The 14,780-nt window shown below is 51.4% G+C and carries 13 protein-coding genes; 1 reads left to right on the top strand and 12 read right to left on the bottom strand.

Features of this window, described 5'->3' with window-relative positions:
• Positions 1 to 92 precede the first annotated feature (92 nt).
• The 7 genes from thrS to BJU60_RS00100 all read right to left on the bottom strand — a co-directional run bounded on the left by thrS (position 93) and on the right by BJU60_RS00100 (position 7,263).
• Complete coding sequence (thrS, locus tag BJU60_RS00130) at positions 93 to 2,030, bottom strand: threonine--tRNA ligase (RefSeq protein ID WP_070326950.1); 1,938 nt, start codon at positions 2,028 to 2,030, stop codon at positions 93 to 95.
• 309 nt (positions 2,031 to 2,339) lie between these two features.
• Positions 2,340 to 3,254: a primosomal protein DnaI gene (gene dnaI / locus BJU60_RS00125; protein WP_070326949.1), complete on the bottom strand. Its 915-nt coding sequence runs from the start codon at positions 3,252 to 3,254 to the stop codon at positions 2,340 to 2,342.
• A 5-nt stretch (positions 3,255 to 3,259) separates the two neighbouring features.
• Complete coding sequence (locus tag BJU60_RS00120; protein ID WP_070326948.1) at positions 3,260 to 4,609, bottom strand: DnaD domain protein; 1,350 nt, start codon at positions 4,607 to 4,609, stop codon at positions 3,260 to 3,262.
• A 42-nt stretch (positions 4,610 to 4,651) separates the two neighbouring features.
• The gene (gene nrdR / locus BJU60_RS00115; RefSeq protein WP_035385865.1) at positions 4,652 to 5,119 is read right to left on the bottom strand and encodes a transcriptional regulator NrdR; all 468 of its coding nucleotides are present in this window, start codon (positions 5,117 to 5,119) and stop codon (positions 4,652 to 4,654) included.
• Positions 5,120 to 5,131: 12 nt separating this feature from the next.
• Positions 5,132 to 5,503: a hypothetical protein gene (locus BJU60_RS00110; protein WP_070326947.1), complete on the bottom strand. Its 372-nt coding sequence runs from the start codon at positions 5,501 to 5,503 to the stop codon at positions 5,132 to 5,134.
• A gap of 111 nt (positions 5,504 to 5,614) precedes the next feature.
• The gene (speD, locus tag BJU60_RS00105; protein WP_029595188.1) at positions 5,615 to 6,001 is read right to left on the bottom strand and encodes an adenosylmethionine decarboxylase; all 387 of its coding nucleotides are present in this window, start codon (positions 5,999 to 6,001) and stop codon (positions 5,615 to 5,617) included.
• Between the two features lie 230 nt (positions 6,002 to 6,231).
• A complete protein-coding gene (locus BJU60_RS00100) occupies positions 6,232 to 7,263 on the bottom strand; it encodes a glyceraldehyde-3-phosphate dehydrogenase (RefSeq protein WP_070326946.1) in 1,032 nt (343 codons plus the stop codon).
• Positions 7,264 to 7,417: 154 nt separating this feature from the next.
• On the opposite strand from BJU60_RS00100, the gene BJU60_RS00095 reads away from it, so the two are divergent.
• Positions 7,418 to 7,900 carry a site-2 protease family protein gene (locus BJU60_RS00095; RefSeq protein ID WP_070326945.1) on the top strand — a complete coding sequence of 161 codons (483 nt, stop codon included), beginning with the start codon at positions 7,418 to 7,420 and terminating at the stop codon, positions 7,898 to 7,900.
• A 16-nt stretch (positions 7,901 to 7,916) separates the two neighbouring features.
• Here the strand turns inward: BJU60_RS00095 and coaE are convergent, their stop codons facing one another.
• The 5 genes from coaE to BJU60_RS00070 all read right to left on the bottom strand — a co-directional run bounded on the left by coaE (position 7,917) and on the right by BJU60_RS00070 (position 14,614).
• Positions 7,917 to 8,522, bottom strand: coding sequence for a dephospho-CoA kinase (coaE, locus tag BJU60_RS00090; RefSeq protein ID WP_070326944.1), 606 nt, complete (start codon positions 8,520 to 8,522; stop codon positions 7,917 to 7,919).
• A gap of 12 nt (positions 8,523 to 8,534) precedes the next feature.
• Positions 8,535 to 9,359 (bottom strand): DNA-formamidopyrimidine glycosylase, encoded by an 825-nt coding sequence (gene mutM, locus BJU60_RS00085; protein ID WP_070326943.1) that lies wholly within the window; start codon positions 9,357 to 9,359, stop codon positions 8,535 to 8,537.
• Positions 9,360 to 9,379: 20 nt separating this feature from the next.
• Positions 9,380 to 11,977 (bottom strand): DNA polymerase I, encoded by a 2,598-nt coding sequence (gene polA / locus BJU60_RS00080; protein ID WP_070326942.1) that lies wholly within the window; start codon positions 11,975 to 11,977, stop codon positions 9,380 to 9,382.
• A gap of 208 nt (positions 11,978 to 12,185) precedes the next feature.
• Entirely contained in the window at positions 12,186 to 13,913 is a 1,728-nt protein-coding gene (gene pnpS, locus BJU60_RS00075) for a two-component system histidine kinase PnpS (RefSeq protein ID WP_070326941.1), read from the bottom strand.
• Complete coding sequence (locus BJU60_RS00070) at positions 13,910 to 14,614, bottom strand: response regulator transcription factor (protein ID WP_070326940.1); 705 nt, start codon at positions 14,612 to 14,614, stop codon at positions 13,910 to 13,912. Before BJU60_RS00070 ends, pnpS begins: the two co-directional genes overlap by 4 nt.
• Positions 14,615 to 14,780: the final 166 nt, after the last annotated feature.

The raw sequence follows: 14,780 nt of genomic DNA, 5'->3' as shown, positions 1-14,780 counted from the left end.
CCTTTCTTCTACCATACGTGTTCTTTCATAGGTTGCGCATCCGTCTCTGGACCGAAAAGAAGACCACCCTTCCGTTGAAGGATGGCCTACCTTTACCGTGAACGATTCGCGATTTCTTCAGTGAGGGACGTCAAGAACTCATCAAGCGTTGCCGATACTTGTTCTTGTTGACCGTAGCGACGGATGTTGACCGAACGCTCATCACGTTCTTTATCACCGAGTACGAGCGTCATCGGGATCTTCTTCATCTGTGCTTCACGGATCTTATAGCCTAACTTCTCATCCCGAAGGTCTGTCTCGACACGGACACCACGTGATAACAGTTCTGCTTTCACTTCGGCCACATAAGCATCATGGACGTGAGACACCGGGATCAATTTGACTTGGACCGGCGCGAGCCATGTCGGGAAGGCACCTTTGTACTCTTCGATCAAGTAGGCGACGAACCGTTCCATCGTCGACACGACACCGCGGTGGAGGACGATTGGACGATGATCTTTGCCGTCAGGACCTGTATACGTCAAATCGAAACGTTCTGGAAGCAAGAAGTCGAGTTGGACTGTCGACAACGTCTCTTCTTTCCCGAGCGCTGTCCGGACTTGGACATCGAGTTTCGGTCCGTAAAACGCCGCTTCGCCATCCGCTTCGAAGTACGGCAGGCCGAGTTCATCCATCGTTTCTTTCAATTGACGCTGTGCCGATTCCCAGATCGCATCGTTGTCGAAGTATTTCTCTTTATCGGCCGGGTCGCGATAAGACAGGCGGAACCGGTAATCTTTAATCCCGAAGTCGGCATACACTTCTTGGATCAAGTGAACGATATCTTTAAACTCTTGCTTCATCTGCTCTGGTGTCACGAACGTGTGTCCATCGTTCAATACCATGTAACGGACACGTTGAAGACCTGTCAAAGCACCTGACATCTCATAGCGGTGCATGCCGCCAAGTTCGGCGATACGGAGCGGCAACTCACGGTATGAGCGTGGCTCATGCTTATAGATCGTCATATGGTGCGGACAGTTCATCGGGCGCAAGACGAGCTCTTCGTTATCCATCTCCATTTTCGGGAACATGTCGTCTTGATAGTGATCCCAGTGACCTGACGTCTTATACAAGTCAACCGAACCGAGCACCGGTGTATAGACGTGCTGATAACCGAGTTCGAGCTCTTTGTCGACGATATAACGCTCGACCGTACGACGAATCGAGGCACCTTTCGGGAGCCACATCGGCAATCCTTGGCCGACTTCTTGCGAGACGAAGAACAAATCAAGTTCTTTCCCGAGTTTACGATGGTCGCGTTCTTTCGCTTCTTCAAGTAGACGCAAATGCTCGGCGAGCTGTTCTTTCGTCGCCCACGCCGTACCGTAGATCCGTTGCAACATCTTGTTGTCAGAATCTCCGCGCCAGTAAGCACCGGCGACACTCATCAATTTAAAGACTTTCAATTTCGACGTCGACGGGACGTGCGGTCCCCGGCAAAGGTCAAAAAAGTCACCTTGATGGTAAATTGTAAGTGTCTCACTTGCCGGGATATCTTCGATCAACTCGACTTTGAGCGGGTCGCCGAGCTGTTTGTAACGCTCGAGCGCTTCGTCACGCGTGACGACTTCACGTGTGATGTCGAGGTTTTCATCGACGATCCGTTTCATCATCTTCTCGATTTCCGGCAAATCCTCTTCATTGATGCGGCGGTCCATCTCGATATCGTAATAGAACCCGTTCTCAATCGTCGGTCCGATACCGAAATGAATCGTCCCTTCTTCGCCGTACAACCGTTTGATCGCTTGAGCCATCAAGTGAGCGGATGAATGGCGCATCAAGTCGAGGCCTGCCTCCGAGTCCGGCATGACGAGCTCGATTTTACCGTCGCGCTCGATCGGACGACGATAATCGATCAGTTCACCATCAATTTTTGCGGCGATGGCTTTCTTACGAAGTCCCGGGCTAATCGAACCGGCTACTTCTTCTGCTGTGATACCAGCTTCAAACGCTTTGACTGCCCCATCTGGAAATGTCAATTGAATCATGTGTCAACTTCCCCTCTCTATTTGAAAAAAAATAAAAAAAGCCCATCCCTATGAAAGGGACGAGCTTTGATTCTCGTGGTACCACCCTCGTTCCCAAGCTGTAAGCTTGGCTCGAACACACGATAACGAGTGTGAATCGCCGCACGATTGACCCGTGCGGTGCTCCGAGGGAGTAAGTCGATCGGCGTGTTTAGGAAGCTCTCACCATTCTTCCTTCGCTTTGAAACCCGTGACGATGTCTCGTATCCTCTTCTATGCATCAGTTATATGGTTATTAGTATAGTCAACTCGTTCGAGAAATACAATCCTTTACCGACGACGATTTTCGCCTTTCAGCTCGATCTGCGTCGTCGTCGTCGAGATCCGTTGCATGAGCCGCTGTGCTTTCATCTTGTTTTGCGGCGAGCCGTCAATCGAGAAGTGCGTCTCGAGCTCTTCGCTGCTGAAGTTTGAGCTGTAGAGCGTCGGCAGACGATGCATCATGCGGTACTGTAAAATAATCCCGAACAGTTCGTCTCGTACCCACGGGCTGATCGCCTCGGCGCCGATATCATCAATCAACAAAATCGGCACGTGCTGGAACGAGGTCAAAAATGAATCGAACGAATCGGTACGAATTTTACGTTTCGCTTCCGAGACGAATCCCGGAGCGTGAACTAAAATCGTCTCGATATCGGCGACTTTGAGTTCGTTGGCGATCGCGGCGAGCAAGTACGTCTTCCCGACCCCGAAACTGCCGTACAAGTAAAGGCCGTTCACTTTTTGACGCGTCTTCATCCCCGAGACGAATCGCATCGCCTCACGGAGCGCGATCTTTCGGGCATCGTCCGAATAATCAAACGATTGAAAGCTCGCTTCCCGCACTTCTTCCGGTAAAAATAAGCTCTTGAACTTTCGATCCATCTCTTTTTGACGTCTCGCCTGGCGGTGAGCGACCGTCTCTTCATAGCGGATCGCAATTTGACCGAGATCGACATAAAGGACCGGCTGATGCCCGGGGATGACGGCTTGTTCATCGACAAGCTTCTTCCCGTCCATCTGCTCGGCATATTCGCTCAATTTCGTAAATCCGACTTCGATCGCCGTCTCGTCGAGTTCTGGATGCGCCTTTAAAAATGTAATGACACCAGGGTGCTCGAGAGTTCGTCTGCGAATCGACTCGTACGCTTCCCGCACTTCTTTACGGTTCATCATCTGGGCGAGCGTCTGATTGATCCGTTCCATGTCGCTCATCCTTTCTCTTTCAGTTCATTCAACAATTTGACGAGTTCCGCGTCATCTGGCACCGATGATTCGAGCGCCTCTTTGCGCTTCTGATCGTAAGACCGTTGCTCTTTCGCATCGTCTTCGAGCCATTTCGGCAACTCGGTCTTGTCTTTCCGACGCGAGCCGACCGTCGTACGCTGGACGTTCTCACGTTTTTGTTGCTTCTTCTCGATCAACGCGTCTTGCGTCGCTTCACGTTCTAATGCGTCACTCGCGTGCAAATAGCCCGCCGTCTTCCAACTCGTGGCGATGCGCATCACGTAATTCTCGCTGAGCCGCGTCTGTTTCTTCACTTCGATACAATAATAGAACAGCGCGTTGATCACACCTGGTGCGAGACCGAGTGTATCGACCATCTCGATGATGAGCTGTTCGTCACTTTTCGAGAGTTGTGGCGTCTTCCGAAGCGTCGATACGTACTGATGCGGGTGTGCTTCCTCCATGACCGTTGTGTCATGCAAATCGCCGACCTCCGCCTGCTCCGTCTCGTCTGACTTCACTTTTCGATGTCGTGTCTGTTTTTTCTTCAATTGTAATACCATCTGCCGGCAACCATCACGCTTCTCTTGTTCGCTGAGCGGTAAGTATGCTTCGTGAACGAAATACTCTTTTAGCATCTCGGCCATCGTCTCTTCATCGATTTGCGACACGTACGCGAGTTTTGTGATCGTCTCGTCTAACTTCTTCGTGAAGAAGCCGATTGGGAAGTTTGTCAGTTTTTTGACGATATCCATATCGAACGTATAGTTGATCTCGATCTTGGCGCGGTCCGGCTTCTCATAATTTTTTTGAGTGAACGCCATCTGGTTGACCCCTTTGACGTCGAACACTTCATTGAAGTCTTTCGTCACTTCGACGATGCCTGCCGGTAGCGGGTCGATGGTGAACCGTCCTTGCAACTGCTTGAATCGGACCTCCCCTACTTTATAGAAGAGAAAACTCGATAACAGCCCATCGTTTAGGAACGTGTGGGGCGCGAGCGGAACTCTCAGTTGATAGACGTATTGCGTCAGCCGTGCGTCTTTCGTCTTGTACGTCCGGACGAGGCCGATCGCTTCGAGCCGGAATAGACTGTCCGCCAGTTCGTTGATCGAATAATCAAGCATTTCACACAAGGCGCTATGTGATATATAGTTCGACTTCATTTTACCCGGCTTCAATTCACTCCAAAGCGTTTGATACAACGCGAGCGCCTTCACGCCGATGACGGGTTGATATAAATGATAAAGTGACTGATAAGACTCGCGATCAATGAGCCCAGTGCTCATGATCAATAGCTCATCAGTCCCGTAAAGAATCCGTTCTTTTTCCATAACGTTTCTCCCCTGAAAAAAGACGACCAGAAGGCCGCCCCTTTAGTTGGTCGATTTTTCTTGCTTCATTAAATCCTCTAACTCTTTAAAGAACACAGAGATGTCCTTAAACTGTCGATAGACCGATGCGAAGCGGACGTACGCCACTTCATCGACGCGGGCCAGTTCGTTCATGACGAGTTCGCCGACTTGTTCACTCGGGATCTCGGACTGGCCGAGCGCCCGTAACTGTTGTTCGACTTTCGTGACCACACCCTCGAGTTGCTCGAGTGTGACCGGTCGTTTCTCACAGGCTCGAATGATCCCGCGCAGAACTTTCTCTCGACTGAACTCTTCGCGGTTCCCGTCCTTTTTGACGATGATGAGCGGCGTCTGTTCAACCGTTTCAAACGTCGTGAAGCGATAGCCGCACTTTTCACATTCGCGACGGCGTCGAATCGAATAATAATCTTGGACTGGTCGGGAGTCGAGCACCCTCGTTCCGTTATGATCACATTTAGGACAACGCATGCTCAGCCCTCCTTATCGTTCGACAGATTGATTCCCGATGGCACGGAGTGGGAACTTATTTTGTAAAGCATCATAATACGCAGCGACAACTTGTTTCAGGTCAGGACCGAGCATTTGTTCACGATTCATCGTGAAATCGACGGCGGTCCGCCCTCCGTCCACTTGAACGACTGTGGCCAATGCGTCCCAACCGTCACCGTAAAAGGCGAGCTCGCCTCGCTCGGCGTCGATTCGGCGCACCGTCTGCCCCTCCGTTTTAATTCGTTCATCTAACCATGTCAGGACTGCGTTCGGCGACGTCGCGAAATAACGCGTGCGCAACGCCTCATTTTTATGCGTATCATCCGTTTGGATATGTGTTTGAAACTTGTCTAGTAATCCCATTGTCCACCTCGGCACCTAATTTATATACGTTAAGCATATCAAAATTAACGACTTAACAAAACAATTAAAAGGGCTGACCGAAAATCGGCCAGCCTCAAAAGGTCAATCGGATTATTTGCTGATCGCCACTTGTGCTTCTGGAACACGAATCGGTCCCATACCGCGATCAAGTTTGACGTCTTCGCGAACTTTCGCTTCTAAGCCTTCAGCAATGTATTGTGAAGCTGTCGCTGGATCGATCCGGTCCCCACATGTGAACACATCGACTGATGCGTAACCATGCTCTGGGAAACTGTGAATCGTTAAATGTGATTCTGAAATGATAACGACACCACTCACACCGTGCGGCGCGAATTTGTGGAAAGCGACTTCGCGGACTTCAGCGCCCGAGCGAAGTGCTGCATCGACGAACAAGCGCTCGATGTAGTCGATATCGTTCAATTTGTCGGGATTGCACTCCCAAAGTTCTGTAATAATGTGACGTCCCATAGTATCCATATAAGTGGATCCCCCTTTACATCAATGGTCTCAAAGTAGTTGATGATCACTCACTTTGTGCCTGAATCGCCCACAACCACGGGGGCAAGTTAGTCCAGAGAGGTCCTAACCCTTTAAGTTGCGTTTGTCAGACCAATTGAAGTTCACGAGATTGAGTGTATCCTGTTTAGGACGTCGATACAAGCTATTTGTTTGAATTCGTTAAAATATTTTTGACGAAATATATTTTCTCAAGCGTGCGTTTCTTGTTGGCCGATTTGAAGGTAGCTCGCCACCATATCCAAAAGATCGACAACGCGGCACGAATAGCCCCATTCGTTGTCATACCAAGCGAGCACTTTGACGTGGTTGCCGCCGAGCACCATCGTCGAATCCGCATCGATAATCGAGGAGCGCTCGTCTCCATTAAAGTCGATTGAGACGAGCGGTTCGTTCGAGACACCGAGAATCCCGGTCATTTCTCCGTAAGCGGCCCGTTCGAACGCTTCGTTCACTTCGGCGGCCGTGACATCACGACGCAGCTCGACGACGAGATCGACGAGCGAGACGTTCGGCGTCGGGACACGGAGCGCCATCCCGTTCAACTTGCCTTGCAGCTCGGGAAGCACAAGACCGATCGCCTTGGCTGCCCCGGTCGAAGTCGGTATAATGGAGCTACCACAAGCCCGGGCCCGGCGCAAATCTTTATGCGGATTGTCGATATTGTTCTGGTCGTTCGTGTAGGCGTGTACCGTCGTGACGAGTCCTGTCTCGATGCCGAACGTCGAATCGAGCACTTTGACGACAGGTGCGAGGCAGTTCGTCGTACAAGAGGCGTTTGAGATGATATGGTCTTGCTCCGGCATATACTCGCGATCATTGACCCCCATCACGATCGTCCGTAAGTCGCCTTTTCCCGGCGCCGTCAAAATGACTTTCTGCGCCCCGGCCATCAAATGCTTGCGCGCCCCGACGTCCGAATTGAATTTCCCCGTCGCCTCGACGACGATCTCGACATCAAGTTCTTTCCATGGTAATCGTTCCGGGTCACGCTCTGCGATTAACCGAATCTGTTTCCCGTCGACAACGAGCGTATCCCCATGCGCTCGAACAGTGAGCTCAAACGGCCCATGGACCGTATCGTGCTTGATCAAGTGAGCAAGCGTCTCCGCCGGATAACTCGCATTGATCGCCACGACGTCGTGACGCCCTTCAAGCATCAATTTACGAAACACCATTCTCCCGATTCGTCCAAACCCGTTGATTGCAACTTTCGTCCCCATTCCAGTTCCCCCTTTTTTCTGCGTTACGACACCATTATAACGGAAAAATGGAAGCGTTTTCACTATGTATCGTCACATTTTTATCACTTTTTTACAGTTTCGTTTTTGAAAAAGAGGGAAATTTGGTGTAGAGCTTGGAAAGGAGCTACGTTATATGTTTGATTGGACAGACTTAGACAAATTTGTCATCTCGTTTTTTGTCATCTTACCGATTGTGACAATTATCCATCAATTCGGGCATTTCTTTTTCGCGAAATTATTCGGGGGATCACTCGATATGGAGATTGGGACCGGGAAGAAGCTATTCAAGGTCGGGCGCATGCAGTTTAACCGCGTCTACTTCTATGACGCCTGGTGCCAATTCTCGGACTTGAAATACAGTAATCGCTTGACGAGGAGTATCGTCTACGCGGGCGGGTCGATTTTCAATCTATCGAGTATCTTGATTGTGAACTGGTTTATCCTGAGACGGGAGATTGAACCGACACTCTACACGTATCAGTTCGCCTATTTCTCGTTTTATTATGTGTTCTTCTCGCTCTATCCGATCTATTACTCGAACGGACACCCAAGTGACGGGCGCGCTATTTTCGACACATGGAAAAAAGGGCGACCGGACGCAGATCCGCTCAACTGAACAAAAAAAGAAGGCGTCAGTCGCCTTCTTTTTTCATGTCTTGAAATTGTTCGACGAGACGCGTCACTTGAGGCAACAAGTCTCCGAGTGCCCCGTTGTTGTTGATTAAAAAGTCAGCGTGATGCTTCTTTTCTTCGATCGGCATTTGCGAGTGGATCCTTGCGAGCGCTTCTTCTTTCGTCAAGCCGTTACGCTCCATGAGACGCATCAACTGCATCTCTTCCCGGCAATAGACGACGACCGTATAATCGACGAGGTCACGCATCGTCCCTTCGAACAAGAGCGGGATGTCGAAGATGACGACAGATTCCCCTGCTGCCGCAAAGGAATGCATCTGCTCCTGCATTTCTTCCCGGATCGCCGGATGCATGAGCTGATTCAACAATTTCCTTTTTGCTTCGTCATGGAAGATCTCTCGCCCGAGCGCCGGCCGGTTCAACTGCTCACCTTCAAAACAGCGCGGAAACGCTTCTCGGACAGCAGAGTAAGCTTTACCTTCAGGGTCGACGACGGTACGGGCAATCTTGTCGGCATCGATAATCGGAATCCCTTGTTGTCGGAATAGGCGGGACACCGTCGACTTCCCTGTCGCGATGCCGCCTGTCAAACCAATTTTCAACATTGTGTCCACCTCTTACTGTTGGCAGTGCGGACAGTAATGCGTCCCCCGTCCGCCTAGTTTCATCTTTTCAATCGGCCGACCGCAATTGTGACACGGTTCACCGGTCTGCCCGTAGACGTAAAGCGTCTCTTGAAACGTTCCAGCCGCCCCGTCCGGATTCGTATAGCTGCGGATCGTACTTCCACCCCGCTCGATCGCTTCTAATAACACAGCGACCGCTTCTTGACGGACGGTCTCAACTTCAGTGAGTGAAAGCGAGGCTGCTGGCCGGGTCGGATGAATCCGTGCCCGGAACAACGTCTCGTCGACATAAATATTGCCGAGACCGACAAAAATCGATTGATCGAGTAACGCCGTCTTGATCGCTCTCACGTTCATGCGCTTCAGACGGGCGTGCAACGTTTCGGCCGTCACTTCAGGGTCGAACGGCTCGAGCGCGAGCAGCGACAGCGGCGGCGTCACGAACAACTCGTCGTTCGTCCGAAGTTCCATCGTGCCGAACTTCCTGACGTCGTTATAGTGCAGGCTCGTACCGTCGGTGAACGTGAAGACGACGTGCGTATGCTTGACCGGATCGACGGCTTCGCTGTGCGGAAAGAATTTCCCTTCCATCCGTAAATGAGAGACGAGGTAGCCGTTCGTCAATTTAAATAAAATGAACTTGCCGCGCCGCTCGACGTCGACCATCGTCTCGCCGATCAGCTGTTGTACCCACACGTCGGCCTCATGTCCGCGAATGATTTTCGCGTCGCGTACATTGACGTCTTGAATCGTTTTTCCGGAGACGAACGGTCGCAGTCGGCGACAGACCGTCTCTACTTCTGGTAATTCTGGCATATCGATTTCCTTCCTTTACTTTATTTCGTGTCGAACCACGTCTCACCGAACGAGCCGTCCGCCCGAAGCGGGACGTCGAGTGTGATCGTATGTTCCATCGCTTGCTTCACAAGTTTTTCGAGCGCGGACGTCTCAGCAAGCGGTCCTTCAAAGATGAGTTCATCGTGAACTTGAAGCAATAGTTTCGATTGCAGACCCGATGCTTGAAGCGCCGTATCGACGTCGATCATCGCTTTTTTAATGATGTCCGCCGCCGTCCCTTGAATCGGCGTGTTGATAGCCGTCCGTTCGGCAAAACCGCGCAAGTTGAAGTTGCGGGAATGGATGTCCGGGATGTTACGGCGACGTTTGAGCATCGTCTCTACATACCCATGTTCCCGCGCCCGCTCGATAGCGGCATCCATGAAGCGTTTCACACCGGGGAACTGCTCGAAGTACGTGTCGATGAACGTCTGCGCTTCTTTACGGCTGATGCCGAGGTTTTGCGACAATCCATAATCACTGATGCCATAGATGATTCCGAAGTTGACCGCCTTCGCTTGACGCCGCATGAGCGACGTCACTTCTTCTTTGGCGACACGGAACACGTTAGCCGCCGTCGACGTATGAATATCTTCGTCATTCAAAAACGCCTCGAGCATCTTCGCGTCTTGCGACATATGCGCCATGATCCGCAGCTCGATCTGCGAGTAGTCGACCGCATACAGCACCCAGCCCGGCTCACTTGCCGTAAACGCCTTACGGATTCGGCGTCCTTCCTCGAGCCGAATCGGGATGTTTTGCAAGTTCGGATTGACCGATGACAGTCGCCCTGTCTGTGTGAGCGTCTGCGTGTAGCGTGTATGAATCTTCCCGTCCGCTTTGATGACTTTTTGTAAGCCCTCGACGTACGTCGACTGCAGTTTTCCGAGCTCACGGTAATGCATGATATGTTCGACGATCGGATGGAGCGGCGCCAGCTTCTCTAACACGTCGGCTGCCGTCGAGTATCCGGTTTTCGTCTTCTTCACGGGTGGGAGTGCCAACTTCTCAAACAAGATGACGCCAAGCTGTTTCGGCGAATTGATATTGAAGGACTCGCCGGCCAATCCGTGAATTTCTGTCTCGAGCTGATCAAGGCGGTCTCTGAGATCGGTTTCCATCGCTTGAAGCGTCGCCACGTCGACGTGAATTCCGGCCCATTCCATTTCCGCGAGCACCGAGGCGAGCGGACGTTCTAAATCTTGATAAAGTGACGTCTGCTCGTTTTCATCGATTTCCGGAATGACTTTCGCGAACAACGTGAAGATGGCCATCGCCTTCTCGCCGAGATGTTGGTCGAGCACCGCTTGTTCCGGCACGTGCAGTTTCGCCCCTTTCCCGTAGACGGCCTCGTCTTCAGGCAACGCGTAATCGAAGTGCGCGGCGATCGAATCGAGCGTCGTTCCGCCCGACAAGTTGAGCAAATAGCCGGCGACGAGCAAGTCTTCGTAGCCGCGAAGTGTCAATTCGTTCCGTTTCAATTGAATGATCGTCTGTTTGGCATCCAAACAGATTGTTTTCCGGGTCTCGTCCGCTAGCCAAGCCTTCACGTCCGGTACGTCTAACAACGACATATCACCGACGGTCACACCGACTTTCGATGCGATCGCCACACCGATGATGTCGTCTTCGAAATAGTCGTCCCGCAGCTGTTCGATAAACAGGACGGCTTCCGACAAATCTTGCTGTTCGATGCCGACGTGCGTCACGTCTCGCGCTTCTGCCGCCTCTTCCGTCGTCGCATCGGTGTTCAGCTTGCCGACCAGTGATTTGAACTGAAGGCTCATGAACAACGGTTTGACTTTTGCCGCGTCATACGGGTGGAACTGTAAGTCATCCACACTGACGTCGATCGGGACGTCCGTATGGATCGTCGCGAGTTGTTTTGACATCCGGGCTTCCTGCTCGTTCGCCTCGACTTTTTCTTTTTGCTTCCCTTTTAATTCATGTGTATGTTCATACAGCCCTTCGACCGAGCCGTAATTTGACAGCAACTTGAGCGCCGTCTTCTCGCCGACACCCGGAATTCCCGGTATGTTATCGGATTTATCGCCCATCAGCCCTTTGAGATCGATCATTTGGCGAGGTGCCAAGCCCTCGTAACGTTCGTGGAACGCCGCCTCGTCCATCGTCTCGACGTCAGTGATGCCACGTTTCGTTAAGTAGACGGTGACTCGCTGATCGATCAGTTGAAGTAAATCTTTATCACCCGTGACGACCGTGACTTGTTCGAACGCCTCGTTTTTCGAAAGTGTCCCGATTATGTCATCAGCCTCATATTGATCGAGTTCGAGCACTTTGATCCCGAACGCCTCACACAGTTCACGAACGATCGGGAACTGTTCGCGGAGCTCACCTGGTGTTTTCTGCCGCCCACCTTTATAGTCCGCATATGTATCGTGGCGGAACGTCTTCTTCGACGCATCGAACGCGACCGCGAAATGCGTCGGTTGCTCGTCTTCCATCAATTTTAAAAGCATCATCGTGAACCCATATACCGCGTTCGTGTTTCGTCCCGATGCATCCGTCATCGGAGGCAACGCGAAAAACGCACGATACGTCAGTGAGTTTCCATCGAGGAGCAGTAATTTATTCATCGTCCAACCTCCATTCTCTTCTGTATCCATCATATCATACGGGCACATGCGCTCGAAAAAAAAGACCCTTTTCTAAGTACTAGAAAAGGGTCAATCTTCTCGACCGAGTGGAGATGAGCACCGGCCGGGATACGAGATGATGAAGAGGTCTCATCAATAGAGTAGCATCTGTTTGTAAAGTTCGTGTGAACGCGATATAAATTCCTTGTTAAGCGAGCGGGAATTCGATTGTGAACGTCGTCCCAACGCCTTCGTCGCTGTCGACATGGATCGTCGCATGATGAAGATCGACGATGTGCTTGACGATGGCGAGGCCAAGGCCGGTCCCTCCAGAATTTCGACTCCGGGCCTTGTCGACCCGGTAAAACCGTTCGAATATACGGCTCACTTCTTTTGGAGCGATGCCGATCCCGTCGTCTTTGACGATCAAGCGCGCCGTCGTCTCCCGCTTCTCGACCGTAATCTCGACCTGGCTGCCTTCTGGCGAATAGTTGATCGCGTTCGCGACAAGGTTCAAGATGACTTGCTTGATCCGATTCAAGTCCGCTTGCAAGACGACGTCGCCGTCGTGATGCGCTTCAAGATGGATTGCTTTTTGCTCCGCCTTCTGGCTTAAGACGAGACACACCTCTTCGACGAGCTGATTGAGCTGGACAGGCGTGAACTCCAAGTGGAAATTTTCCTGCTCGAGCCGTGACAGTTCGAGCAAGTCCTCGACGAGCATTTGCATACGAGTCGCTTCTTTTTGGATAATATCCAAAAATTGATCGCGCAACTCGGGCACTTCCTTCGCCCCGTCGAGTAACGTCTCACTGAAGCCTCTGATCGAAGTGAGCGGCGTCTTCAACTCATGGCTCACGTTCGCGACGAAATCTTTCCGCATTTTCTCAAGCCGTTTCAGTTCGGAGATGTCGTTAAACAATAGCGTCGTCCCGCGCAGCATGCCGGTATCGCTAAAGATCGGGGCAGCTGACACCATATACGTCTTTTGGTTGAACCCGATTCGAATCGATAGCTGGCGACGGTGCGGCTCTTCTGTCAAATAGACGTCCTCGATCAACGTCTCGACGTCCGGACTCGGTAAAATACCATGGTAAAACTGGCCGATCATCAAATCGTCGTATTGGAACATATCCCGGTACGACCGGTTGACGAGCGTGACGATACCGCGTTCATCGACGAGCAACAGACCGGCTCCCATATACTCGATCAGTGACTCGAGCCTTGCCCGCTGCACCGACTCCCCGAGCGAAATCGTCTCTAAGTTACGAGCGAGGACGTTGATCGACCCGGCCAGACTTCCCGTCTCTTCATCGTTGCGTAGTTCATACACACGGGCCCGGTAATTCCCGTCGGCGAGTTCGCGTAACACGATCGTCGCCTCATCGATCGGCCGGATGAACTGGTTCGTCAGATTGTGGAGGACGAATAGAATGAGGAAGAATGAAAAGAACAATGCGAGCGCGACCGTCAGCCAAATCCGGTTGTAGACACCTTCTAAGTCAGAAATATAGCGGATGAAGCTAAGGTAGACCGTTTCACCGGTCGACAGTTCGATCGGTTTCGTGAACTGGATCAAATCGTCGCGTGTCGCGTTGCCGAACGCACCGTTAGCCGGAATCGTGTCGGCGTCAATCCGGTATTCGAACGCTCCGACGCGGAACGGCGTGCCGGCAATCACTTCCATCCGGCGGTTCAACAGCAAGATGTCGAAACTGCTCTCATCGTCGATTTGTCGAACGTAGTCACGAATCTGCTCAAGTTCGCCCCCGTCCAAATACAAGGCGGCGAGTTGGGCGTCTTCTTTCAACCGGTCGCGCTCCGAGTCCAAATAGAAATCTTTGAACAGTTGACCGAGCACGATCCCGAGTGTCAGCAACACGCCCGTCACGAGCAGGATGAGTGTCGTCAAAAAACGCGAGCGATACGTCTTCATTCGGGCATCGGTTCTTCCATCTTATAACCGAGACCTCGGATCGTCTTGATGTACGTCGGTTTCTTCGTCACCGGCTCAATTTTTTCACGCAAATGACTAATATGAACGTCGACGATACGCGTATCACCGACAAAATCATAGTTCCAAATCGCTGACAGCAGTTGATCACGCGTCAACACACGACCTTTGTTTTTGGCGAGATAAGCCAGCAGTTCAAACTCTTTCGGCGTCAATTCGAGACGTTCGCCTTTTTTGAAAACCTCATAGTTCGAAGCGATGATTTTGACGTCTCCGATCTCGATGACGTCGGCGTCGACCGTCGTCGTTTCCTGTGGACCTGACCGGCGCAAAATCGCTTTGACCCGGGCCACGACTTCGCGCGGGCTGAACGGTTTCGTCAAATAGTCGTCAGCGCCAAGTTCGAGACCGAGCACTTTATCGAACTCGTCGTCTTTCGCCGTCAACATTAAGATCGGCGTGTTCACTTTTTGTTGGCGCAGCCGTTTACATACTTCAAGCCCGTCCATTTCCGGCAACATCAAGTCGAGGATGATCAACACCGCGTCTTGTTTCTCGGCTAATTCAAGCCCTGCTTTTCCATCATGGGCCGTCTCGACCTCAAATCCGGCTTGTTCTAAATTAAATTTTAATAACGTCGCAATCGATACTTCGTCATCAACAACAATTACTTTATCGGCCACACTAGTTCCTCCTCGAATCTATCTGTTCAGTCGTTTACACTACCTATTTTACAAATCAATCCCACTCGCGACCAACTTCAAAGCAATTCTTTACAAAAACAAAACAAATCCACTGTCTATCTCCAGTTTAGCACGCTTGGAAGAAAAACGAATCCAACAAAAAAAG

It is taken from the genome of Exiguobacterium aurantiacum (assembly GCF_001766415.1).
Taxonomy (GTDB): Bacteria; Bacillota; Bacilli; order Exiguobacteriales; family Exiguobacteriaceae; genus Exiguobacterium; species Exiguobacterium aurantiacum_A.
This window is presented reverse-complemented; position numbering and strand designations above follow the sequence as displayed.

Excerpts from the sequence above, each read along its gene's own strand:
- BJU60_RS00100 (WP_070326946.1), bottom strand. The coding sequence starts at position 7,263 with ATGGGGACGAAAGTTGCAATCAACGGGTTTGGACGAATCGGGAGAATG.
- polA (WP_070326942.1), bottom strand. The coding sequence starts at position 11,977 with ATGAATAAATTACTGCTCCTCGATGGAAACTCACTGACGTATCGTGCG.
- pnpS (WP_070326941.1), bottom strand. The coding sequence starts at position 13,913 with ATGAAGACGTATCGCTCGCGTTTTTTGACGACACTCATCCTGCTCGTG.
- coaE (WP_070326944.1), bottom strand. The coding sequence starts at position 8,522 with ATGTTGAAAATTGGTTTGACAGGCGGCATCGCGACAGGGAAGTCGACG.
- mutM (WP_070326943.1), bottom strand. The coding sequence starts at position 9,359 with ATGCCAGAATTACCAGAAGTAGAGACGGTCTGTCGCCGACTGCGACCG.
- BJU60_RS00095 (WP_070326945.1), top strand. The coding sequence starts at position 7,418 with ATGTTTGATTGGACAGACTTAGACAAATTTGTCATCTCGTTTTTTGTC.
- BJU60_RS00110 (WP_070326947.1), bottom strand. The coding sequence starts at position 5,503 with ATGGGATTACTAGACAAGTTTCAAACACATATCCAAACGGATGATACG.
- BJU60_RS00120 (WP_070326948.1), bottom strand. The coding sequence starts at position 4,609 with ATGGAAAAAGAACGGATTCTTTACGGGACTGATGAGCTATTGATCATG.
- dnaI (WP_070326949.1), bottom strand. The coding sequence starts at position 3,254 with ATGGAACGGATCAATCAGACGCTCGCCCAGATGATGAACCGTAAAGAA.
- thrS (WP_070326950.1), bottom strand. The coding sequence starts at position 2,030 with ATGATTCAATTGACATTTCCAGATGGGGCAGTCAAAGCGTTTGAAGCT.
- speD (WP_029595188.1), bottom strand. The coding sequence starts at position 6,001 with ATGGATACTATGGGACGTCACATTATTACAGAACTTTGGGAGTGCAAT.
- nrdR (WP_035385865.1), bottom strand. The coding sequence starts at position 5,119 with ATGCGTTGTCCTAAATGTGATCATAACGGAACGAGGGTGCTCGACTCC.